The sequence below is a fragment of the Vibrio breoganii genome, assembly GCF_024346795.1.
Classification (GTDB): domain Bacteria; phylum Pseudomonadota; class Gammaproteobacteria; order Enterobacterales; family Vibrionaceae; genus Vibrio; species Vibrio breoganii.
Map to the genome: position 1 here is coordinate 1271360 of NZ_AP024864.1, position 22988 is coordinate 1294347.

General features: G+C 45.4%; 18 protein-coding genes and 1 pseudogene. 13 read left to right on the top strand and 6 right to left on the bottom strand.

Features of this window, described 5'->3' with window-relative positions; all coding sequences use genetic code 11:
* Nucleotides 1-40: 40 nt before the first annotated feature.
* On the bottom strand, nt 41-1777 hold the full coding sequence (locus OCU35_RS05950) for a DEAD/DEAH box helicase (protein ID WP_261825840.1): 1737 nt from the start codon (nt 1775-1777) through the stop codon (nt 41-43).
* A gap of 192 nt (nt 1778-1969) precedes the next feature.
* On the opposite strand from OCU35_RS05950, the gene rsuA reads away from it, so the two are divergent.
* Genes rsuA through OCU35_RS05965 form a run of 3 tightly spaced genes read left to right on the top strand, consistent with a single transcriptional unit; the run spans nt 1970 to nt 4567 of the window.
* Nucleotides 1970-2668, top strand: coding sequence for a 16S rRNA pseudouridine(516) synthase RsuA (rsuA, locus tag OCU35_RS05955; RefSeq protein ID WP_017030068.1), 699 nt, complete (start codon nt 1970-1972; stop codon nt 2666-2668).
* Between the two features lie 19 nt (nt 2669-2687).
* Nucleotides 2688-3881: a Bcr/CflA family multidrug efflux MFS transporter gene (locus OCU35_RS05960; RefSeq protein ID WP_017030067.1), complete on the top strand. Its 1194-nt coding sequence runs from the start codon at nt 2688-2690 to the stop codon at nt 3879-3881.
* Complete coding sequence (locus OCU35_RS05965) at nt 3878-4567, top strand: DUF2913 family protein (protein ID WP_065209934.1); 690 nt, start codon at nt 3878-3880, stop codon at nt 4565-4567. Before OCU35_RS05960 ends, OCU35_RS05965 begins: the two co-directional genes overlap by 4 nt.
* A gap of 262 nt (nt 4568-4829) precedes the next feature.
* On the opposite strand, the gene OCU35_RS05970 is transcribed toward OCU35_RS05965, so the two are convergent.
* Nucleotides 4830-6233, bottom strand: coding sequence for an IS4 family transposase (locus tag OCU35_RS05970; protein ID WP_261825841.1), 1404 nt, complete (start codon nt 6231-6233; stop codon nt 4830-4832).
* A 130-nt stretch (nt 6234-6363) separates the two neighbouring features.
* Nucleotides 6364-7812 carry a DUF2867 domain-containing protein gene (locus OCU35_RS05975; protein WP_065209933.1) on the bottom strand — a complete coding sequence of 483 codons (1449 nt, stop codon included), beginning with the start codon at nt 7810-7812 and terminating at the stop codon, nt 6364-6366.
* 167 nt (nt 7813-7979) lie between these two features.
* On the opposite strand from OCU35_RS05975, the gene OCU35_RS05980 reads away from it, so the two are divergent.
* The 6 genes from OCU35_RS05980 (at nt 7980) to OCU35_RS06005 (ending at nt 17015) form a co-directional block, all read left to right on the top strand.
* Nucleotides 7980-8651, top strand: a complete 672-nt coding sequence (locus tag OCU35_RS05980) for an ABC transporter ATP-binding protein (protein WP_017030064.1) — start codon at nt 7980-7982, stop codon at nt 8649-8651.
* On the top strand, nt 8632-11085 hold the full coding sequence (locus OCU35_RS05985; protein WP_065209932.1) for an ABC transporter permease: 2454 nt from the start codon (nt 8632-8634) through the stop codon (nt 11083-11085). Before OCU35_RS05980 ends, OCU35_RS05985 begins: the two co-directional genes overlap by 20 nt.
* 9 nt (nt 11086-11094) lie before the next feature.
* On the top strand, nt 11095-12210 hold the full coding sequence (locus OCU35_RS05990) for a lipocalin-like domain-containing protein (protein ID WP_261825842.1): 1116 nt from the start codon (nt 11095-11097) through the stop codon (nt 12208-12210).
* Between the two features lie 253 nt (nt 12211-12463).
* Nucleotides 12464-13648 (top strand): Na+/H+ antiporter NhaA, encoded by a 1185-nt coding sequence (nhaA, locus tag OCU35_RS05995; RefSeq protein ID WP_102542509.1) that lies wholly within the window; start codon nt 12464-12466, stop codon nt 13646-13648.
* A 423-nt stretch (nt 13649-14071) separates the two neighbouring features.
* Nucleotides 14072-14698: a TetR/AcrR family transcriptional regulator gene (locus OCU35_RS06000; RefSeq protein WP_017030545.1), complete on the top strand. Its 627-nt coding sequence runs from the start codon at nt 14072-14074 to the stop codon at nt 14696-14698.
* A 28-nt stretch (nt 14699-14726) separates the two neighbouring features.
* Entirely contained in the window at nt 14727-17015 is a 2289-nt protein-coding gene (locus tag OCU35_RS06005; RefSeq protein WP_102366726.1) for an acyl-CoA dehydrogenase, read from the top strand.
* Between the two features lie 71 nt (nt 17016-17086).
* Here OCU35_RS06005 and OCU35_RS06010 read toward each other — a convergent pair whose 3' ends face one another.
* Nucleotides 17087-17956: a DUF3943 domain-containing protein gene (locus OCU35_RS06010; RefSeq protein WP_198590535.1), complete on the bottom strand. Its 870-nt coding sequence runs from the start codon at nt 17954-17956 to the stop codon at nt 17087-17089.
* 214 nt (nt 17957-18170) lie between these two features.
* Between OCU35_RS06010 and OCU35_RS06015 the strand changes: the two genes are divergently transcribed.
* The 4 genes and pseudogenes from OCU35_RS06015 to OCU35_RS06030 all read left to right on the top strand — a co-directional run.
* A complete protein-coding gene (locus OCU35_RS06015; RefSeq protein WP_261825843.1) occupies nt 18171-19430 on the top strand; it encodes a molybdopterin-binding protein in 1260 nt (419 codons plus the stop codon).
* Between the two features lie 218 nt (nt 19431-19648).
* Entirely contained in the window at nt 19649-19984 is a 336-nt protein-coding gene (locus tag OCU35_RS06020) for a hypothetical protein (RefSeq protein ID WP_017030056.1), read from the top strand.
* 99 nt (nt 19985-20083) lie between these two features.
* Nucleotides 20084-20590 (top strand): helix-turn-helix domain-containing protein, encoded by a 507-nt coding sequence (locus OCU35_RS06025; protein WP_261825025.1) that lies wholly within the window; start codon nt 20084-20086, stop codon nt 20588-20590.
* 2 nt (nt 20591-20592) lie between these two features.
* A pseudogene (locus OCU35_RS06030) lies at nt 20593-21429 on the top strand (IS3 family transposase); the annotation flags it as partial.
* Between the two features lie 72 nt (nt 21430-21501).
* Here the strand turns inward: OCU35_RS06030 and yfaE are convergent.
* Entirely contained in the window at nt 21502-21783 is a 282-nt protein-coding gene (gene yfaE / locus OCU35_RS06035) for a class I ribonucleotide reductase maintenance protein YfaE (RefSeq protein ID WP_017030055.1), read from the bottom strand.
* A 22-nt stretch (nt 21784-21805) separates the two neighbouring features.
* Entirely contained in the window at nt 21806-22939 is a 1134-nt protein-coding gene (gene nrdB / locus OCU35_RS06040) for a class Ia ribonucleoside-diphosphate reductase subunit beta (protein ID WP_017030054.1), read from the bottom strand.
* Nucleotides 22940-22988 lie beyond the last annotated feature (49 nt).

Genomic DNA, 22988 nt, shown 5'->3' on the forward strand with positions numbered 1-22988 from the left:
ATAGGATTCTGCGCCATTTTACCAGATGAACAGGCAATAGTTACAGCATAAACTCGTTGTCGAATATCACATCTCTGAGTTTCCAAAATCTGCCCTCTTTTCGAGCAATAACAAACTTGGGAAGTCGAAATCTATGTTGTTGATTAACGACCTTGGTCGGTGACAATCCGTCAAACTCTTGATGCTTGTCAGCAAGGTGCAATTTGACAAATTGTGAGTAAAAGCTTTTCTTCTGCGCAGGGGTATTGAGATAGAAATTCAAGCCCACCTTATTGCCACTTTCTCCTAGGTAAACCACTCTTAAAAAGTTCTTTCCTTTGCTGTCTTTAATAACGGAGAACTCAAGATCTGTGCATTCATACACCAGCGCATCTTTAAGGCTTAACGCTTCTTTGAGTTTTTTATCTGGGTCCACCAGTACGGCATCGCATTCGTGACAAATGCGCGCAGCGATATCGTTATCCGCGCCACATTCCCGGCAGTATTTTGCTCTAAAGCGATAATCACAATGTTCTCGCTCACCATCGTCATCTTCAAGATAGCCCTGACACTTTCTGCCGTAGTGCTCGATAACAAAGCCATTTTCAGCGGTTTTGCCCCAGAAATTATTGTTAAAGCCGCAAGCGGGGCAGGGAATAGTAACGATCTCGCTGTCAGGATCCGGCTGTGGAGCGCCTACCTCTGGTTGATACAAGTCGTAGCAGTTTCCTGCATACTCCAAAACCAAGCACTCACTCTTACCTTCAGAGAGGCGAAGACCACGACCAATAATTTGTTGATACAGGCTAATAGATTCGGTTGGGCGCAATACAGCAATAAGGTCAACGTGTGGGGCGTCAAATCCAGTGGTGAGTACTGAGACGTTCACCAGGTATTTAATCTTTTGCTGTTTGAACTCTTCTATGATTCGGTCTCGCTCTTTGGTGTGGGTATCACCAATCACAATGGCCGCTTCCCCTTCCGGTAATAACTCGTACACCTCTTGTGCATGCTTAACGGTGGCGGCAAATATCATTATACCCTTGCGGTTTTTGGCAAGCGTAACGATTTGGTTGAGTATCTGCGGGGTAGCGCGTTTTGATTTCTCAATGACCAAATCCATATCTGACTCTCGATATCGTCCCATGTGTGTAGGAGAGATCTCAGAAAAGTCGTAACTGAATAGAGGCGCATCTATGATCTTGGCCGGAGTCAGGAACTCTTGATCCAATAGATAGCGAATAGGCAATTCAAACACGCAGTCTCTGAAGAATCTTGCCTCGTCAGAGCGCACCTGACCGCGAGTGTGGTATTGATATATCCAACCAAGACCCAGTCGGTAAGGCGTTGCAGTCAGTCCTAATATCTTCAGGTTAGGATTAAGGGACTTTAAGTGGCTGATGACCTTTTGGTAACTGCTGTTTTTATCTTCTGGTACGCGGTGGCATTCATCAATGACCAGTAAAGAGAAAGGGTCACTAAAGGCCTCTAGATTTCGAGCCACGGATTGCACTGAGGCAAACACCACTTGTTGCTCGGTTTCTTTTCGGCCTAATCCTGCGGCAAAGATCGCACCAGTGAGGTCATAGCTTTCATACTTGGCGTGATTTTGTTCAACGAGCTCTTTCACGTGTGCCATGACCAACACCTTTCCTTTAGCAAGGCGAGCAAGTTCGGCAATGACTAAACTCTTGCCAGCACCCGTAGGCAAGACGATGACTGCTGGTTCGCTGCGCTTTCTAAAGTAGTGGACGACCGCTTTAACAGAGTCGGCTTGATAGGGCCTCAGTTGGTACATGACTGGATACTATTTCCTGAAAAAAATTGAAGTTTGAATCATTCAAACCAGTTATACTATCCGACTTCCTTAAAAAGGAATATCCCCACTAGGCTTAACTTTTCTTCTTTATTGGTATTCGTACCAAGGGTCGTAGATTCGCTATGACGCGGTAGGGCGATATTTCAAACCTTTAAAAACTCCTAGGTTAAGATGCGTTTAGATAAGTATTTGTGTGATGGGTTGGGCATTAGCCGTAAAGACGCCACTAAGTTGATCAAAAGTGGTGATGTAACGGTTGATGACGCTGTAGTGAAATCTGGCTCAGTTAAAGTCAAAGACGGACAAACCGTTGAATGGCAAGACCGTCCTATTGTGCTTCGAGGACCGCGTTACTTGATGATGAACAAGCCTGAGGGTGTGGTGTGTTCTCATGAAGATGGTTTCAATCATACGGTATTCGTTCTTATTGACGAGGTTCGCTATGAAGACTTGCACTTTGCAGGTCGCCTAGACGTGGACACTACCGGTTTGCTGCTGATTACCGATGATGGGCAATGGTCGCACCGTATTACTTCACCGAAACACAAATGTGATAAGACCTATCGAGTGTGGCTGGCAGATCCTGTGCAAGAACATTATCAGCAACAGATTTCCGAAGGCATACTACTTCGCAATGAGCGTGAGCCGACCTTGCCTGCGCAAATGGAAGTAGTGGATGAGAAAGAAGTACTGCTGACTATACACGAAGGTAAGTATCACCAAGTGAAGCGCATGTTTGCCGCGTTAGGTAACAAGGTTGTGGGGCTTCATAGAGAGCGCATCGGTGCTATCGAACTCGATGACACACTGGAGCTTGGCGAGTATCGCGATCTGACTCAACAAGAGATCGACTCCATCTTCAAAAAATAATCACTAGGATAAAAACACTATGACGAAACCATCAGCGACTCAGCTGAGTTTCATGATGTTTGTGCTATTAGGGGCGATCTCCGCATTAACGCCCCTTGCTATAGACATGTATCTGCCTGCAATGCCTGCGATTGCCGAAGACTTTGGTGTAATGCCAGGGGACGTGCAGATCACGCTAACTATATATACCTTAGGCTTTGCCGTGGGTCAGTTATTCTATGGCCCATTAGCCGATAGTATTGGTCGAAAGCCAGTATTGCTTGGTGGCGTAGGGCTGTTCTTAGTCGGCGCGATTGGCTGTACCTTTACTCATTCAGTTGAAATGCTGGTGTGGGTAAGACTACTGCAAGGCTTTGCGGGCGCGGCTGCTGCTGTAGTGATTCAAGCTGTGGTTAGGGACATGTTTGAGGCAGAAGATTTTGCTCGCACCATGTCATTTATTACCCTAGTGATGACCGTTGCCCCGCTGGTTGCTCCTCTGATTGGTGGCCACGTTTCTGTTATCGCAGGCTGGCGAGCGGTCTTTGGTATCCTAGCGGTGTTCTCTGTCATCATGCTGGTGGCGATTTATTACAAAATTCCAGAAACGCTGGCGAAAGAAAATCGGCAGCCTTTCCACCTACGGACCTCGTTACGAAACTACGCAGGCCTGCTTAGAAACCGCCAAGCGATGGGACTGGTTTTGTGTGGCGCGTTTTCATTCTCGGGCATGTTCGTGTTCTTAACCGCAGGTGCCTTTGTTTATATCGACATCTACGGCGTAGCGCCGCAAGACTTCGGCTACTTATTTGGCCTGAATGTTTTAACCTTAGTGATGTTTACTACGCTAAATGGCAGGGTGGTGAAGAAGTACGGCTCAAACAAGATGATCATGTTTGGGCTGACAATTCAGCTACTGGCAGGGATAGGTCTGTTCATCTGCTGGGTGGCTGATCTTGGTTTGGTCTTTATCGTGCCTTGCGTGATGTTTTATGTGGGTACCATTTCCACTATTGGTAGTAATGGTATGGCGCTATTGCTAAATAAATACCCGAACATGGCCGGCACGACCTCATCCATTGCGGGCACCTTACGTTTTGGTATTGGCTCTTTAATGGGCTTTATTGTGGCTCATTTACCGGGCGATGAAAGTTGGCCAATGCTGACTATGATGGCGCTTTGCGCCGTGTTATCTATCGTAATCTATAAAGTGTACGGAGAATCTAAACAGTGAAAAGCTACGCAGAACAAATGCTTGAGTTAGTCGATGCGGCTTTGTTGGACATAGACCAACAGCATAAATCTGGAAAATTGGCGGATACGCCAGTAAGCAATACTAACTCTTTGCTGCGTTGGATTACCAAGAGCATCAAGGAAAAACGCTTTGCTACCTTAATGGCAAAAGACCTGATTGTGTGGCAGAAACAGGGCCGAAGTAAAGGAAGCAACACGGGGCTCTTTGCGCGCTTTCAAACCCTATCAGACTTCTATGGCATGTTCTTTGGTAAAGACGTACAAGTGAAGCCTGTGTTAGACAAGCAAATCGAACAGTTAATGGACGATATGGAAGGACTAGGTTGGAGCGTAACCAACGAATATGATCTGACTGAATCTGCGAAAAGCCAGGTATTTACCGACGGTGAAAGCTCGTTTGTACTGTGCGCCGATCAATGTGAATCCTGCTTTGATGGTGGCGAAGAGCTCGTGCGTCCAATGAGCTTTTATGTTCGCGGCAACCACGCGCAATTCATCCAGCAAGCACTGCGCTGCGGCATGATTCTTCACAAGCAGACAGATTATAAATCTAAGGTTAAATACCACGGTGAGTATTTGATCTACCCAAGCAACCAAGGCCCAATTCTTGCTGAAATCCCTCTTGGGTTTTCACTGGAAGAATACCAACCTAAAGCTGATAGCTGATAGCTGATAGCTTACCTCTTAATAACAAGTCATACTTTAGAGTATTCAGTCGTGCCCGAGTGCTTTTATGGGCCAGCACACTGCTCGGGCATCTGATTCTCTAAGAGGTCCCCGATAAAACAACTCGGGGACGACGTTTTTTGCATATGTTCATTAGTATCAACCTACAATCCAGTATCCGTACCAGCCTTATTTGTGCATGAAGCTCAGACTGACTTGTAGCTTGGAGCTTGGAGCTTGGAGCTTGGAGCCTGTCTCTTGATCACAAGTCGAGTCCTTTGAGCATTTCATAGGATTCGACTAATTGCATTAGCTGTAACCAACCATCCCATAGTGCAACAACACCTACACGACCATTCCTTTTACTATCATGCCAGCGACCTAACTTGGCGAGAGCGTAATACCCCCAATGCAGTGAAGGGGGCTCTGTCGGTATTGGCTTAGTTTTGTGTACCGCTTTCCAAAGTATTTTCCAACTGACGTTACTGAAATAAACCGTGCATGGAATATTTTTCGCCTCTTCCTTGTTTTGCGTCAGTTCTCGTAACTGAAATAAACGTACCGCGATAAAGGCTTGAATAACGGCTACACGACGTAAGTTATCACGACTTTGCATACGCAATCTTTCTACTTGTGTACCTTCTGATTTCCAGATTTTATGAAACTCCTCTATGCGCCACCTTAGTTCGTAGTAGCGAGCTATTTGACGAGCTTCTTCGGGAGTTGTCACTGGTTCGGTCGTATAAAGTACCCAGCGTAATTTACCTTTTTCACCGTTGGGTTCGACTTCTTGGCAGACCACGGCATTTACAGTGATAGTGGCTTCTGCTTTAGCGCGTTGAGGCTTTTGCAACGTCACCGATGTATGGCTCAATGCTATCGTTGCGGTTCGCGCTCGACGTCCACCTTTCTGTTGAATATCTATGGTGTAGTGGGCGCTTGGTTCAAGGGCATCGAGTACTGTAAAAAGCTTTTCATCAAATCCGACTAAGCATCGATTATCACTTGCTCGTACGACAAAACGGTGGCCTTGACTGATTTGATAGTCTAGATATTCGTACATATCAGCTTCGCGATCACAAACATCAATGACATTGTCGAGTGTTTCAAGTCGTGATGAAAGTTGCTCAACATTGTGCTGCCATTTATAACTCTCTTTTTCGCTACGCTCTCTGCATTGTAACTGATGGGTTTGTTGTACTTGCTTACTCTGTCGATACCAATAATGTTGATAAGCCAAACCCAGTACTTGTTTGCTCTGAGCATCCAGCATCAATGTGGAATGAGCATAGAGTGTTCGCCCTTTATTGCTGTGGCGGGTGTCGCTCCCTGAATTGACTTCGCCGAGTTCTTCACAAACAGAATGGCGGTAGCTCAAACCAGTGGTATCTTGGAGTGCTAAGACTAAAGGGCGCTGACGAACTAGCTCGTCAGTTTGAGTATATCCAGCCTCAGCAATGGCTTCAGGGCTAATACTATCGTTACGAATGAAGCGGTAAGCACCTTCAATACTGGCAGGGTCGTCACAGGAGCGGCTGACCGATTTACCTGCGTTTTTAGCTAGATCACTGGCTACTTTAACCAGGCGGTTGGTGCGACGAGGATCGCCAAGTTGTGCGCGACCAAAAATAAATTCAGCCCAGTGTTCAGAGTTGGAAGTAAACATAGAAAGTGTGACCTAATAAGCTAAAGGAAGTATTAGATCACACTGAGATTAGATAACAAGACTTGTGTATGAAAGTCAGGCTTGGAGCTTGTAGCTGACAGCTGACAGCTGACCGCTGACCGCTTTAAGCTTAGGACCTAGGACCTATTGCCTGCGATTTACGACAAATCGCCTTCACCATCCCCTTGAAAATAAACAGATGTGCTGGAAACATTGCGTACCAATAGAGCAGTCCAAAAAATCCCTTTGGATGCCACCAGGCTCTAACGTCTAATTCTCTGTGATCGCCATGGTCAACAATGGTACATTCCAAGCGTCCGAGTCCGGGACCTTTCATGCCAAACAGCAGTGAAAGAAACTGGTTTTCTTCAATACGAATCACCTTCCAAGAGTCTATCTTGTCACCGACTTTTAAGGTTGGGCCTTCAGGCACTCGCCGTTTAGGGCGGCCGCCCCCGACAAACAGATCTAACCATTCTCGAGTGCGCCATAAGATATTGGCAAAGAAGTAACCTTCCTCTGGGCTTCCTAACTTTTTCACCACGTTCCATAGGTCCTGAGAGCTCTCTAAAGTGGTGATGCTAGCGCCTGCTTGCTTCGGGAAGTAGCCATAGCCGGGTTGCCATCGTTTTAAAGCCGCAGGGTCGAATCCCCATACTTTACCGCGAGCAAACTCATCTTCGTGGCTGAGTGTATCGGTGATCATCTCTTGGTACGACAGAAGGGTCTGAGGAAAGCGAGTGCGTATTGCTTGAGAGTCTGCAACGAAATCATGACTTAGGCCCGAGAGTAATGCGCGCCCAATGTTACTAGGTACAGAAGTCACCAAACCTAGCCATACCGAAGCCATACCCGGAGTTAGTAGGGGAGTGGCAAAAAGTCGGTATCGATTGTTGGTGGCTTTACATAAATGCTTAAACTGCTCTCGATAGCTTAGGGTGTCCGGGCCACCTACCTCATAAAACTCGCTCTTGGTTGGGGTTTCATTGACCAAAGACAGAAGATAATGGTTAAGGTTTTGCAGTGCGATGGGGTTGGCTCGCGAATCTACCCACTTTGGCGTAATGAGCACGGGTAGGTTGTAGACAAAATCGCGCATGATCTCGAAGGCGGCGGAACCAGGCCCGATAATAACCCCTGCGCGAAGCTCGATAATCGGCACTTGGGTTTGGCGTAAAATGTTGCCCGTTTCTCGACGCGCTTTAAGGTGCTCAGAGTCACCCGTTTGAGGCTGCAAAGAACTTAGGTAGATGACCTGACCAATAGGGTTCTGGTTGAGTGCATCGGCAAAGTGATGAGCCAGTGACAACTCATAGTCAAGAAAGTCATGGCCATGGTTCATGCCATGCACTAAGAAGAACACTAAATCGTAATCGTTAACCACATCCAACGTCTGCTGTTTATTGGCTAAATCTAGCTCTTCAAACGTGAGATCAGGGTGGCTGGCAATCCGACTTTTCAACAGTGTAGGGTTTCGAGCACTAGCAGTAACTTGGTGTCCCTTTTCCAGCAACAGTGGTACAAGTTGTGAGCCTACATAGCCAGACGCGCCAACCACCAATACCTTTTTTGAGTTCATCCTGATTCCTGCTTGGTTCTATCCTATAGATAAGAGTATACTATTTGCAGAAAACCCTCACTTTTTCATGATCTTGCTGAAAAATACATCATATTTTTCAAAAGACACCTCTCATTATCGAGATTGAATATTTAGGTGAGCTTAAGATGGGTAAAAGGTAACCATTAATGTTGAAACTGGTAAGTGTTAGCAAAGGATTTGTTGACGGTGGAGAATTTCACCCGGTATTACAGGGTGCTGATCTAACGATTGGCAGAGGTGAGCAAATAGCACTTATGGGAGAATCTGGCGCAGGTAAGAGTACACTTCTGAACCTGATCGCGGGCCTAGATAAAGTCGATTCTGGCGAAATCTGGTTTGACGATTACGACATGCATAATTTCAAAGAGAATAATCGTACTCGCTATCGTCGCAATCACATTGGTCATGTTTTTCAACAATATAACCTTTTAACCACACTTAACGTTGCCGACAATATTCGCTTTTGCCGCCAGTTGAAGGGCCTACCTGAAAACAGCCAATTGTGGCGTCAGATACTAGCTACCTTAGATCTCATGCCTCTATTAGGCCGATATCCAGAAGAGTTATCTGGTGGACAGCAACAACGTGCCGCTATCGCTCGAGCCTTGTATATGGAACCGTCGATTCTTTTGGCGGATGAGCCAACGGGTAGCCTAGATGAAAAGAATGCAGAAGCGGTGATGCGCTTGTTCTCTTCATTGACCAAAGAATTTAACTGCACCTTACTGCTGGTGACACACAGTGAGAAAGTCGCAGCCTATATGGAAAAGACCGCGCGTCTGCAAGGAGGGCAACTGCATGTTATGGCCCATAGCTAAAGCGCTACTCGGTCATTACAAGCGGCACCCATTGCAGATGATCTTAGTCTGGCTGGGGCTGTCCCTTGGTATTTCGGTATTGGTGGGTGTTTTAGCCATTAACCAACATGCCAAGCTCTCCTATACACACGGTGAACGCCTTTTCTCAAACCCTTTGCCTTACCGTATTCAATCTAAGAGTAATTCTAATACCATCCCTCAGGGCTTTTATGTCCAGATGCGTCGTGAAGGGTTCAATCAATGTATTCCGTTTGATATTTACCGCACCCGAACCGATGAGGGGAGCGAAGTTCAATTATTAGGCATCGACGCTTTGGCAACCGCTGAGGTGTTTTTCCGCTCGGATATTCTAGAAAACCCAATACTCAAAATGATGCAGCCCCCTTATCCTGTGTTGGTGAATCACACCTACATGAAGTACATGGGATGGGAAGAGGGTCAACGCCTTAAGTTGCATGATGGTAAAGAGCTAGGCCCTCTTGTGGTGGATAACCAAAAGTTAGTCAAGGGCTCTAACCTTATCGTTGATATGGCGGTCACTCGTAATCTAAGAAGAGGCACAGGCTTTTCCTTGATTGGCTGCGGAAATATGAGCCAAGAAAAGCTGGATAAGATTCGCGGTATGCTCCCTGAGGGTATGAGCTTACGTAAAAATACTCGCGCTGAATTGGTCTCCTTAACTGAAGCCTTCCACCTCAATCTCACTGCAATGGGAATGCTGTCATTCTTAATTGGTTTGTTTATCTTTTATCAAGCCATGTCGCTGTCGTTCATTCAAAGACAAACCGTTGTTGGCGTATTGCGCCAAATAGGCGTTTCCGGCGGGCAGCTGGTTGCCGCTTTGTGTTTAGAGTTGGTGATTCTGGTAGTGGTGAGTTGGCTTTCGGGTAATGTCTTAGGCTTAGTGCTCGCCAATCAATTACTGCCTGCTGTATCTATGAGTATTGGCGCTATTTATAACGCAAGTATCGATCTTGTGATCAATTGGAGCTGGACCTGGAGCCTTAAGAGTTTAGGTATGGCGATCTTGGGGGTATTACTCTCTTGTACTTGGCCTTTAGTCCGTTTGATACGCTCACAGCCAATTCGTCTGACGGCTCGTTTATCTTTGGTTCGTTTTGCGGGCAAAGAATTTTTCTGGCAAGCGGTACTGTCTGCTGTTTGTCTCTTTGCCGCCGTATTTATTCTTCAGTTTGGTGAAGGGGTTTATGCTGGATTTAGCATTCTTGCCTTTATGCTGGTGGGCGTTGCTTTAGTGGTTCCGTATGTCATCTTTGAGCTATTCACCTATCTTTCCTATCGATTACGCTGGGTGAGAGCACGTTGGTTCTTTGCCGATGCTGCGGCCTCTATGAGTTACCGTGGTGTGGCGTTAATGGCCTTTATGTTAGCGATAACCGCGAACGTCGGCGTTGAAACCATGGTGGGAAGCTTTAGAGAAACCACGGATAAGTGGCTATCTCAGCGCCTTGCAGCGGATGTGTATATTCATCCTACAGTCAATGCTGCCCCTAGAATGACCGCTTGGCTTGAAAAACAGCCAGAAGTGAAAGAAGTTTGGCAGCGCTGGGAAACGGAACTGGTGACCCTTGATAGTAATATTAATCTTGTCAGTACCGGTAATAGTGCTGGAGAGAAAAGTTCGCTATCAGAGAAGGTCACGATTCCAGATTATTGGCATCATTTACATCATTCTCGTAGCGTGATGATCAGTGAGTCTATGTCTCTGAAACGAAACATTAGAGTCGGAGATTACATTTCACTGCCTGCCCCTGTGGGTCAGCAATGGCGTGTGGTGGGGGTCTACTATGATTATGGAAACCCCTATGATCAGGTCTTGTTATCGGAAAATAGCTGGCGCTTGTTACTGCCAGGACAAGGGAGCATTGGGCTTGGGGTCGTGCTCAACGATAAATCCAAAGCCGATAGCCTGACCTCGAAATTGATCTCTATCTATCGAACGCCGGCAGAGCGGGTGGTCAACAACAATACCATTCACGAGCAGGCGCTGAAGATCTTTGACAGAACCTTCGGCATAACCGATACCTTAGGCAACCTAACCTTGATTGTCGCCGTCTTTGGTATCTTCTTCGCGACTCTTGCCGGCGAGGCGTCGAGATTGCGCAATGTTGCCTTGCTTCGCTGTCTTGGGGTCTCAGGAAAAGAACTGGTGTTTGTTGGCGGGGCACAACTGTTCGCCTTCGGCTTAGTGTCGTCATGTGTGGCTATTCCCCTTGGCATGGCGCTCGCGAGTAATGTTGTTGAACTTATTTTGAAGAAAACCTTTGGTTGGAGTATGCAGTTGCATGTGGTTCCGTGGGATTATTTAGGTACATTGGCACTCACTGTTGGAGCCTTAATGTTGGCGGGAGCCATACCTGTATTGCAAGTGATTCGTCGTACACCGATGAAGTCGCTGCGTGATGCGTTATAGAGCGAAAGAATGCAAATAACCTTTAATAAACGTCTATTGTTGATAATCACTATTCTTGTGACACTTTCTATTGGTGCGGGGATAGTGATTTATAAACTTTGGAGCGCTGAGCAGCAGCCTCTGCTGACCATAGAAGATCTTGAGAGTGAGGTTGATGATACCTTTGAGCCGGTATTGCCTGGTCCTAGAATTAATTTCCCCAACGATTTTCGAATACATCCTAAGTTTCAGCATGAAGTGTGGCGATACATTGCCATGCTTAATGACGACCAAGGCAATGAATACCTAGTGCAGTGGTTTTTATTTCGAATCTCTATGTCTGAAGACGAGGGAACAGGCTGGGAGTCTCCACAAATTTATACCTCTCAAGCCATTGTCACCACACCAGATCAAGTGTTTCGTGACCAACGATTTGCAAGAGGTGGGATAGGCTTGGTCGGTATGCGCCAGCGTCCATACCAGCTTTCAATTGATAATTGGACTCTGCGCTCTTTCTCCGGCTTTCCAATGCCGGGTCGGCTGTCCATTTCATCAGATCAGTTTGATATTAATCTAGCCAATAGCTTGGATACGCCTTATATCCCGCTGGGAGAAAGTGGCTATCAGGTAACACACGAGCTGATGTCGAGGGCACTCTATGGTTACGCGGCGCCTTACGTTAAGAGCTCAGGTACACTGACTATAGGCAATCAAGCGATAGAGGTGTCCGGTATGGCGGTGTTTAACCAGGTATGGGGAACGGACATCATTGGTGAGGATCAAAAAGGCTATAACCAGTTTATGTTTAGGCTCCAAGATGGAAGAGTGCTGTCTGTGACGAAAACTCGTCATCATGGAGATATAGACGCCTATCACTATGGCAACATTTACACACCCGATGGCGGTCACGTGGCACTTAAGCATGATGATATCGAGATCCACGCTATTGGTTCTAGCACCTTAAGTAACGGTAAGACCCTGCCTTTGCAATGGGTGGTGAATGTGCCTGAGTATAATATTTTTCTGACGGCTAAGACGCCGCGACTTGAGCAGTGGGCAAACCTTTCTATACCGTCATGGTCTGGTCGAATTGAAGCCTCGGGCAGTATCAATGCCTCAGGTTACCTACAACTGATCGGCTACTGACTTATTGGTCTACGCTATATAGGCTAGGCTGTGTTGCCCGGGGGGATGTTAGACTAAATTCATTTTGTATTATTTTAGTATCTCAGAGGCTTTTTTTTGCCTTTTATTATGGTTCAACTATAGGCATTCTACTTATTAGTTCGTATATTCCGAAGTGTTTGGTTTGAACAATCGAATTTTGTTTTGAGTAACAATAGGTAGACTAGCTGCCACTTAGTTGTGTGATTTCAATCACAAATGTATAGGTTTAAATATGAGTCAAATGCTAAAAGATTTTTTTAAGATGGAATCCGCCGGAGGCATCATCCTTGTTATCGCAGCTGCGCTAGCGATGATTGTGGCGAACACTCCTCTTAACGAAGCTTATCAAGGCGCTCTTCATTCTTACGTGTTAGGCATGTCTGTTGAACATTGGGTAAACGACGGTCTAATGGCGCTATTCTTCCTACTCATTGGTTTGGAAGTAAAACGTGAACTCCTAGAAGGAGCTCTAAAGTCTCGTGAAACAGCTATCTTCCCTGCTATTGCAGCGGTAGGTGGTATGGTTGCACCTGCTTTAGTATACGTACTGTTTAACATGGGCAATGCTGATGCACTAGCGGGTTGGGCTATTCCTGCCGCTACAGATATCGCCTTTGCTCTAGGTATCATGGCACTACTTGGTAAACGTGTACCAGTAAGCCTAAAGGTTTTCCTACTAGCGCTGGCTATTATTGATGACCTTGGTGTTGTTGTTATTATCGCTCTGTTCTACAGCAGTGATCTTTCTACATCAGCTTTGGCTGTCGGTTTTGCGATGACAGCTTTGCTGTTCTTCATGAACCACAAGAAAGTGACTCCATTGAAATGGTATCTATTAGTGGGCGCGATTCTTTGGTTCGCGGTGCTTAAGTCTGGCGTACACGCTACACTAGCAGGTGTTGTAATTGGTTTTGCTATCCCTCTAAAAGGTAAGAAGGGCGAGCACTCTCCACTGAAGCATCTGGAGCATGCACTGCACCCATGGTCTTCGTTCATGATTCTACCTATCTTTGCTTTTGCAAATGCAGGTGTATCACTAGAAGGTATCTCGTTCTCGACCTTAGGCTCAGCTCTACCTATGGGTATCGCACTTGGCCTTCTTATTGGTAAGCCACTGGGTATCTTCAGCTTCAGCTGGTTAGCGGTTAAAGCGGGCATTGCTAAGCTTCCAGCGGGTATCGACTTCCGCCATATCTTCGCAGTATCCGTGTTGTGTGGTATCGGCTTTACCATGTCGATGTTTATTGCATCACTGGCCTTTACTGGTGCTAATGCTGACTTCAACACACACGCACGATTGGGCATCCTGATGGGCTCAACTCTAGCGGCTGTGATTGGTTACTTCTTGCTGAGCGTATCGCTCCCAAAGAAGGCAGAGGCTGAGAACGAAGCTTCAACAGTGGAAGCTCAGTCTTAATAGTAAGAATTGACGATTAGAAAGGGAGAGCTGAAAAGCTCTCCCTTTTTTTATGGGTAAAATTTGGACAAAAAAAAGCCCAATCAAATCGGACTGGGCTTATACAAAACATAGGAGTCAAAAGAAATAACAGTGGTCGTAATCAACAGTAAAAAATCGAATTCATTCAAAGCTAATTCATACTGCTCTGTTGCTTACATATTATAAGACTGGGACTCACTGAAAGAGTTCAATTAAATTTCTATTTTTCTTGTGATCCTTCCTGACTATTTTTCTAGATTTCTTAACGCACTGTTTTTAAATAACTAAATTTCCATTGAGCTGCTTAAAATGTGATCTGGTCAGATCTCTTTTGTTTTTGTTGTTGCTTTCATGTTGCTCTCTTGTTAAATTCAAACGAGTGTTTAATACGGGTGATTGAATATGGGCGCAAGATTGGGAACAAAACAAAAGATCATAGAGGTCGCCGAGTCTTTGTTTGCAGAGAAAGGCTTTAAAGACACGTCTTTGCGCGCCATAACCAGCCAAGCCAATGTCAATCTTGCCTCGGTGAACTATCACTTTGGGGATAAGAAAACGCTGATCAGAGCGGTACTCGATCGATATTTAGAAGAGTTTATGCCGCAGCTTGAACGTGAACTTGAGTCCATAGACTTGCGTACGAACGTTTCAATGACAGACGTTTTCTATGCACTAAAGGCCCCATTAACCAATCTAGATAAAGAATTTGATAGGGGAGCGAGTCGCTTCTTACTGCTTGTAGGCAGAGGCTATAGCGATGTGCAAGGTCATCTTAGATGGTTCATCACAACGCGTTATGGACACGTGCTCGATAGGTTCACTCAGGCTGTTATTCAAGCGAATCCAAATCTAGACAAAGAAACATTATTTTGGCGATTGCATTTTACCTTGGGGACCTGTGTTTTCACTATGGCCTCAAGCGAAGCGCTATTAGAGATCGCCAACAGTGAGTTTGAAGTAAATACCGATGTTGAAGCCATGTTCGATCAAATCGTTCCGTTTTTAGCCTCGGGTATGTGTGCAGATTAAGATTAACCATTAAGGGAAGGGGAAGGTTATGACTTCATATAGAAGGAAATGGGTTAGTGACCCAGCATTTAAGATGTTCAAGAAAGTATTGCCGCCACTGTCAGACACTGAGAGAGAGGCAATGGAAGCGGGTAGTGTTTGGTGGGAAGGAGACCTTTTTTCCGGCTCGCCAGATTGGGAGAAACTGCACGCTTACCCTGAACCGACCTTAACCGCTGAAGAGCAAAGCTTTGTCGATAACCAAGTCGAGACACTCTTGGATATGATTGATGACTATCAAGTGGTCAAAAAGGACAGAGACCTTCCCGAGGAAGTCTGGGCCTACCTAAAAAAAGAGCGATTCTTCTCTTTAATTATCTCTAAGGAATATGGCGGGCGAGCATTCTCTTCCCTTGCAAACTCTACCATAGTGACCAAGATTGCTTCGCGAAGCTTAAGTGCTGCGGTGACGGTAATGGTGCCTAACTCCCTAGGCCCTGGTGAGCTGTTGTCACACTATGGTACTGATGAACAGAAAAACTATTGGCTTCCTCGATTAGCCGATGGTCAAGACATCCCATGTTTTGCATTAACAGGCCCAGAAGCAGGCTCTGATGCGGGTGCGATCCCTGATAGTGGTCATGTGTGTTATGGAGATCATAATGGTGAGACCGTATTAGGCATCGAGCTAAGTTGGAATAAGCGATACATCACTCTCGCTCCCGTCGCTACGGTATTAGGCTTAGCGTTTAAACTTCAAGACCCTGAAAATCTATTAGGCAAGGGCACAGACCTTGGTATTACCTGTGCGCTCATTCCAACCTCACACCCTGGGGTGGAAAACGGTGAGAGGCACGACCCACTAGGGCTTGCGTTCATGAACGGGCCGACTCGTGGTGAGAAAGTATTCATTCCAATTGACTGGCTCATTGGCGGTGCCGACTACGCCGGTAAAGGCTGGCGTATGCTGGTTGAATGTCTATCAGCAGGTCGCGGCATTTCATTACCCGCACTTGGCGCGGCAGTGGGGCATCTAACAGCGAAAACCACGGGTGCCTATTCGTTGGTTCGCAAACAATTTGGTTTGTCTATTGGTCGCTTTGAAGGCGTGGCAGAGAGCCTAGGTCGAATAGGCGGGCTAACGTATCTATTAGAAGCAAGTCGCACCTTAACTACTACAGCACTTGATAGCGGAGAGAAACCAGGCATTGTGACGGCAATTGCCAAGTATCACATGACCGAGATGGCGCGTACTATTCTTGATGACTCTATGGATATCCATTCAGGGCGCGCTATTCAACAAGGCCCAATGAACTACTTATCTCACCATTACTACGGTATTCCGGTGGCGATAACGGTCGAGGGTGCCAATATCCTAACTCGTAACTTGATGATATTTGGTCAAGGCGCAACGCGTTGCCACCCTTATGTATTAAGTGAGATGGAATTGGCCTCAGAGGCGGATACAGATAAGGCTGCGGGTAAATTTGATACCTTACTGTTTAAGCACATTACCCATGCGACTAAGAACAGCTTAGGCGCTCTAGGGGCCGCCCTAACTGGCTCTCACCTTATATCTTCACCAGTGAGCGGCAAAACAAAAGGCTACTATAAGCACATGACCAGGCTCAGCCGTGCGCTTGCGGTGAGCTCTGACTTTGCCATGCTGACGCTGGGTGGAGACCTTAAACGTAAAGAGCTGATCTCAGCGCGCTTGGGTGATCTGTTGAGCTATCTATATCTTGCTTCAGCGGCGCTGAAGAAATATCACGACGAAGGCGAGCAAGAAAAAGACCTAGCGTTTGTTCAGTATGCCGTAGAGCACTGCTTGCACAATGGTGCGAAAGCTCTGCAACAGGCGTATGACAACTTTCCTGTAGGTTGGGCAAAATACGCGATGAAGGCGTTGGTGTTCCCGATTGGCAATCATTTCCAACCACCAAGTGATGCGGTGACACTAAAAGTGGCGCAGCTGTTGATGGAGCAGGGTGAGCATAGAGAGCGTTTAACCAAGCTTTGTTATGTGAGTGATAAAGAAGACGATGCCGTTGGTATCATGGAAAGAGCGTTTGATGCCATGTTGTCTGTTGCACCTATTGAGAAAAAGGTGACCAAGGCGATTCGTGATGGACGCATTGACAAGAAACAACCTCTGCAGCAGAAACTTAGCTTAGCGAAAGAGCTGGGGATCTTGTCTCAAGAAGAGGTCAATAAGGTGCTTGAAGCGGATAAGTTACGCTACCGTGCTATCCAAGTGGATCACTTTAGCCATGACTTTGAGGAAGTGCGTACTGAAAGACCACAGGGCATTCGCCCAGTAAACGATGATGCTGCGTAACTCTAAGTCGTAGTAGAAAAAGCAGTAAAAAAAATCGCGCCTAGGCGCGATTTTTTCGTTTGAACTTTAGGTTAGAATTTCAAACTGAGCTGCATACCAATGAACTGCCTGTCATAAGGTGCACCAGCATCTAACGCAAATACAGCCGCATCTTGATAACCAAACCATGGGTTGGTCACAAAGCTTGCTTCTGTGTCTCCACCCCAGGCATCCGTTATCCAGTAGTGAATCTTACCCACAGGGTTTAAGAAAAACAGAGAGATACCCCCCATGGTTTCTGAGCCCCAAACACGACCGCCACTGGCCAAGATTTCCTGCTCGCCTTGCAACATGAGTTCACCAACCACAGCACCAAAAACGGGTGTTACAAAAAGGTCCTGCCATGATGGTACTTCTGCAAATGCCTCTACACCGTACTCCCAAAAGAAAGTAGACATAGTGAAGGAGTAGGCAAATGATTCGAACTCATTAAATCCTGCGTGCCTTGCCGCGGTGTAATAAACACCACCGAAGTAAGGGTGCATAATATAGTTTAGAACGTGTTCGTCTCGGTCCCATACTGGGCCTGCTTTTACATTCTCTACCCACTTATCGCCCAATTTACTCAGATCTCTATCATCGTCTTCCCATTTGGTGATGCTTTCAGGAAGAAGAGTCATAAGACCTACCGTCGCGACACTTAAACCTAAAATGGTGTAGGTTTGTTCTGCAAGATAATCCCAGTCACGACCATCAGAGATAGTGAGGTACATAGGAGTTTTGGCAGCGTCTAACTCTAGATCAGGCTCATGATCATCTAATGATAAGGCTGAGTAATTCACCGATTTATTGGCACAATATTGATATGAGTTCTCACAGTTTGGGACATATGAAAACTCAATATGTTTACTTGTGTCATACTCAGCAACAGCGGTAGTGCTAAAAAGGCCTAACAACGACATGGCAATTTTTTTAAACTGCACTAGATGCTCCCATGCAAAATTTTTAGATCCATTTCACAATTATCTATTATTTTATGGCTAAATAAAACAGTGACTTACGATTATTACATTTTTGTTTTACGGCACGGCGTAAACACTACGAAGTGTAGTTAACTTTTTGTTAACCTAACACTATTTTATTTTAAATTCCTATCTGCAATTAAAGACATAGATTATGACTCAAGAAAAAAAAGATGAGGTACGCGCAGTGCAAACGCCTCGAATCGCAATGCTTAGTACCGGTGAAGAAGTGCTGTTTGGTGACATAGTCGATACCAATGCCAGTTGGTTGTCTGCATTTTTATTTGAACGTGGTTTTCAAATGACGACTCGTACCACGGTCGGAGACTCGCTACAAGCCATCTCTGAGGGAATATCCACTCTAGCTGATAATCATGACATCGTTATCGTGAACGGAGGTCTTGGGCCAACCAGTGATGATTTGACCGCTGAAGCTGCTGCCTTATGTGCCGGCGTAGAGTTAGAGCTTTATAGCGAGTGGGTTGAGCGTTTAGAACTTATGTATCAGCAGTGGCAAAGACCTATGCCTTCGTCGAATATCAAGCAAGCTATGCTGCCTAAGGGCAGTGCGATTCTAGATAACCCTAGAGGCACAGCTTGTGGTTTTATGGTGCGTATTCATGGTGCTCTCTGCTATTTCACGCCAGGGGTTCCTCACGAATTTAAGACGATGGTGGCAGGGGAGATCCTCCCTAACATTCAGCAAAACTTCTCTTCAGTAAGCCAGAAGCAGGTTCATCGCATCTATACATTCGGCTTATCAGAATCTGGCATTGCCAATCAGATTGAAGCCTTAGACTTGCCCGTTGGCGTGTCGCTAGGGTATCGCTCGGCATTACCCTTTATTGAAGTGAAGATTTTCTACGGCGACGTCAATAAACAGATCAGTGAGTTTATTGCGAGTGTCGAGCAAGAACTGTCGTTAAATACGCTCTCGGTAAACCAAGAAGTTCGTGACTTTACGATTTCATTGATGAAAGAGCAGGGCATTGGACTTAATGTGTTTGATTATGCAACCCAAGGATATTTTCATCATTGGGTGTCAGACGCTTCCCTCAAGTACCATGTCGATATCAACTCGGTGAACATTTCCACGTTATTGAGTGGTTCTGAGTCTGGTGATTATTTAAGCAAAATTGATGGCTTATATGAGCGATTTTTACTCGAAAGATCAGGCAGTAACGCGCTAATGATAACGAATACAGAGTCAGGTGGCGTGCAATTTATACTGGAGACGCAGGATAAGATCCTATCCCAATCCGTTGTATTTAAAAGAGATTACAGTTTCAAGGCGCGGAATATAGTGATTTCTGCTATCGCTATCGATATGCTACGCCGTCACTTAAAGGATGAAGAGATGTTTGTAGACTACGGAAGTGTGACCAGAGTCGCGTCCAGCATAACGACTTTGTGATCTTTTCGACATTTTTCGCTAACAGGCATGACCAGCACTTTTAGCCCTTTGATTACAATATAACCTTTTGTTCTAAAGGCTAAGTGGTTGTAAATTATGATAATATCTAGGTGTTTCTAATTCAGAATAATTCACTACTTCTCTACGGTGCAACGAGGTTTATAATGGTGGCTCGCTCTTGAAAAAGGGTTGGCTCACTAACGGCTAGGGAGGATGTTATGCAAAACCAATCAAGGATTGAGATCTGGTACAAAGTAGGCACGGATCAGGTGTTGCTCGGAGAGGTTGATCACTCAGATCAAATCAATTTGCTGGCTATGTGGCGAAGCGTCTCTATTCTCAACCGTGCAAATCTCAATAATCGAGTTCAACAAACCGCGAACTATAGACTCAAATTGTTTGACGATGATGGACATTTAATGGGCAGCAAAGATGTCAGTGAAAACGATGCCGAGACTGTACTAGGAAACAATCACTGGATGGTACGTCAAAGTCGCAATCGCTTTAGCAACTCAGAGGCTCCGTATACTTGGGTACCAGTTGTGGCCGGTTGATTATCTTGAAGTGTTAAAAGCTCAAATACAAAAAGGCCCCAAACATGCGAATGTGAACTGACCCCCAATAGTTGGATACCAATTATTGGGGGTCTTTTTATGTCCAAATACAACCGAGCATTGAAATGCTCAATAGCTAAACAATATCTACAAGGCGAAAGTTCTCAGGAGCTTTCTCGTCTTCATTCTATACCATCACGCCAAATACGTTACTGGGCACAAGTATTCGATATCCATGGCTCTCAGGCATTTATCCCTCATGGTTTTGCAAAGAATGGGCAAACTAAGCTCCAAGCTTTGACTCATATGTGGACGAATGGTTGGTCTATCAGTCACACTAGTGCGGTTTTAAATTTTTCTTCCTCTGGCACACTCGCTGTTTGGCTGAAACAGTATGAAAGATATGGTTTCCAGGGGCTTGAACGTAGCAGAGGACGACCCGCAATGAGTAAGCATCCTTTTATTCAAAACAAGAGCGATGATGAGAAAACACTGGAAGAGATCAAAGAGGAGTTAGCGTACTTGCGAGCTGAGAATGCTGTCCTAAAAAAGTTAGAGGAGCTGGAACAGGAGAAGCATCGTCGAACAAAGAAAAAACGAAAGTAGTTCTAGCTCTTAAAAATCAATATCCACAACAACATCTCTTGCATGCCCTTAAATTAGCAAGAAGTAGCTTCTATTATCATGCACAGTCGAACAACGCTGCCGAAAGCTATCAAGATGAAAAACAGTTGATTGAGAAAATATATCATGACCATAAAGGGAGATATGGATATCGTCGTATTCATTTAGAGTTAAGGAAATACGACGTCAGGCTTAACCATAAGACAGTTCAACGCCTGATGGGATTACTAGGCTTGAAATCAACGGTCAGACCTAAGCGGTACCGCTCTTACAAAGGAGAAACTGGAAAAACCGCTCCAAATGTACTTAAACGGGACTTCAGTGCAACGAAGCCTGATGAAAAGTGGGTAACTGATGTCACTGAGTTTAAAGTTCAACAGCAGAAGGTGTACCTATCACCAATCGTTGATCTGTTTACGCAGGAAGTTGTGGCTTACAAAGTTGCGAAAAATGCGTGCTTACCTCTGGTCACTGACATGCTGACAGAGGCGGTTGCAACCTTAGCCAAAGACGCTAAGCCAATAGTGCATAGCGATCAAGGGTGGCAATATAGGCATAGGAAGTATCAGAAAACTCTCGCTGAGCAGGGATTAACTCAAAGTATGTCACGAAAAGGAAACTGCTTAGATAACGCAGTAGCAGAGAACTTCTTTGCCTTACTGAAAACAGAAATGTACCATAATCAACACTTTGAAGATGCCGATGACTTAATCGCACATATTGACGAATACATCGAGTATTACAATACAAAGCGCATCAAAGTGAAACTAAAAGGCCTGACTCCGACGGAATATCGAAATCAGGCCTTAAAAGCCGCTTAACAGAAATGTCCAACTTTACGGGGTCACTTCAATGTTTGGGGCCTTTTACTGTCCAGAGAACTGTTCTGCTATCTAAGACGCTGAACGTATGTCGTTATGAACATTAACATCTTCAAGCTTAAGATCTGATTTTGCGCGGCAAATGCAGGGCAGGATTTCATCTTCTTTTAAGTAAGCCATGGCAAAGCCGATGTATTCAACTTCTCCAGAGCTTATCTTGCAGCGACAGGCTCCACAATGACCATCTCTACAGTTAAATTCAGGCTTTAACCCCGACATCTCCATTGATTCTAGCAGTGTCGTATTTTTAGAATTAACTAATTGGGTAACCTTGTTAATTGTAACCTTGTGCATCGCTTAAGCCTGACTCTCTTGGTTAAAGTTCGAAATCTTCAAAGTCGTCCGCAGACACTTCGTTGTCGATCTGACCCACAAGATAAGAGCTGATTTCAGCTTCTTGTGGTGCAACTTGAACGTTGTCTGACGATAACCAAGCATTGATCCATGGGATAGGGTTGTTTGTAGCTTCAGGGTAAGCTGTCTCCAAACCAACCGCGTTCATGCGAATGTTAGTGATGTATTCTACGTATTGGCACAGGATATCCTTGTTAAGACCGATCATAGAGCCGTCTTTGAATAGGTATTCTGCCCACTCTTTTTCTTGCTCTGCCGCTTCTTTAAACAGGTCAAAACACTCCTGTTTGCACTCTTCAGCAATCTGCATGAAGCTAAAGTCATCTTGGCCGTTACGTAGCAAGTTGATCATATGCTGCGTACCAGAAAGGTGAAGGGCTTCATCACGTGCAATCAACTTGATGATCTTCGCGTTACCTTCCATAAGCTCGCGCTCAGCGAAGGCGAATGAACAGGCAAAGCTCACGTAGAAACGAATGGCTTCTAGGGCGTTAACTGACATTAGACATACGTAAAGCTTTTTCTTCAATGTATGAAGGTTTACATCTACGATTTCGCCTTTGATTTCATGCTTGCCTTCGCCGTAGCGATGGTAGTCATTAGTCGCTTGAATAAGGTCGTCGTAGTAGTGTGCAATGTCTTTTGCGCGCTTTAGGATGTGCTCATTTTCAACGATGTCGTCAAATACAGTGGCAGGATCATTCACGATATTTCGGATGATGTGCGTGTATGAACGTGAGTGAATCGTTTCTGAGAATGACCACGTTTCAATCCAAGTCTCTACTTCTGGGAGAGAGACTAGTGGCAGTAGCGCTACGTTCGGGCTACGACCTTGAATCGAATCAAGCAGTGTTTGGTACTTCAGGTTACTGATGAAGATGTGTTTTTCGTGGTCAGGAAGCTTGTTGTAGTCGATACGGTCGCTTGATACGTCCACTTCTTCTGGGCGCCAGAAAAACGACAGTTGCTTTTCGATTAGCTTCTCGAAGATCTCGAATTTTTGTTGATCATAGCGAGCAACGTTAACCGGCTGTCCCAAAAACATAGGTTCTTTAAGCTGGTCATTTTTGTTTTGAGTAAAAGTACTATAGGTCATCTCAACCTCAATTATTCCATAAGTTAAACAGCAAAGTAGGGGCGAATGC